This is a genomic window from Photorhabdus akhurstii (assembly GCF_018448925.1).
Lineage (GTDB): Bacteria > Pseudomonadota > Gammaproteobacteria > Enterobacterales > Enterobacteriaceae > Photorhabdus > Photorhabdus akhurstii.
In genome coordinates this window covers 1-1,322 of sequence record NZ_RCWE01000086.1, presented here as the reverse complement: position 1 = coordinate 1,322, position 1,322 = coordinate 1, and the positions used below count along the sequence as shown (strand labels likewise).

Genomic DNA, 1,322 nt, shown 5'->3' with positions numbered 1-1,322 from the left:
CTGGTGATTAACAACCGGCAAGGCACCTTAATTGCCGGGGAACAGGCCACGATTAACGCACACTCTCTGAGCGGTGACGGCCAACTGTTATCGCAGGGCGATATGGCGGTCACTTTAACCGAGGATTTTCATCATACCGGCAACACCGCGGCCAATGGCAATCTGACCCTGAAAACAACCGGCAATCTCCTCAACGACCGCCAGATAAAAGCCGGTCGGGCGCTGCATCTTGACACTCACAATCTCACCAATAGCGCCTCCGGTGAAATCAGCGCCGGGCAAACGCAAATCCAGGCTCACGATACCCTGAGCAACACCGGACTGATTGACGGCGGTTTGACTCATCTCACGGCCAACACCCTGAACAATACCGGCACCGGGCGCATTTACGGGGACCAGCTGGCCCTCCAGACGGGCACATTGAATAACACCGCCCAGGACGGCAAAGCTGCGGTCATTGCGGCACGTGACCGGCTGGACATCGGCACCGGAACGCTCAACAACCAGCATCATGCGCAGATTTACAGCGTGGGCGACATGCGCATCGGCGGTCAGTTGGATAATACCCTGACGGCCACCGGTCAGGCGCGTGAGCTCAATAACCACGCGGCGACGATTGAAGCCGGGCGCCACTTGAAGATGAATGCCGACCGGATTAACAACACCAACGCCGGGTTGGTCACTCAGGTCGTCGAAACGGAAAAGTCTCAGCATCACGATGCAGTACTCAGCGGCCAGACCACTCGCTATGACTGGTCACAGGTGGACACTTCCCACCGCAATAAATACAAAGTGCACGATGCCATCATGCCGGATGGCAGCCGCAGTAATGACTTTTACGAATATCAGTACACCCGCACCGTCAAGGAAACTCAGGTTAAACAGAGCGACCCCGGTAAAATTCTGGCCGGGGGCAATATGACGCTCAACAGTGCGCAGGTCACTAATCACGACAGCCAGATTGTCGCTGGCGGCACGCTCGGTGGTGAAATTGGCGAACTGCACAATATCGCTACTCAGGGAGAACGGATTACCACCGATACGGGCAGTCAGACCCACTGGTATGCTAAAAAAACCAAAAAGAAAAAGTTCGGGTTCGGTGGCACCAAAACCTCGCAGGGGAAAAGCCGCAGCAATTATGACCCGGCCCCCGTAATAGAAACCATCGACCTGAAAACGCTGGCCTGGCAGGAGAATACCCGTCCACAGGGCACCGATATCACGATTACAGACCGACAGACCGGTCAGATACATTCTGCCCCCACGACGGTCACGCCGGTGAACGGTATCAAAAATCAGCCACTGGTATTGCCCCCGGAGAC

1 pseudogene is annotated in these 1,322 nt (G+C 55.9%); it reads left to right on the top strand.

Features of this window, described 5'->3' with window-relative positions:
• Nucleotides 1-1,322 (top strand): annotated as a pseudogene (locus EAE93_RS23830) (hemagglutinin repeat-containing protein); the annotation flags it as partial.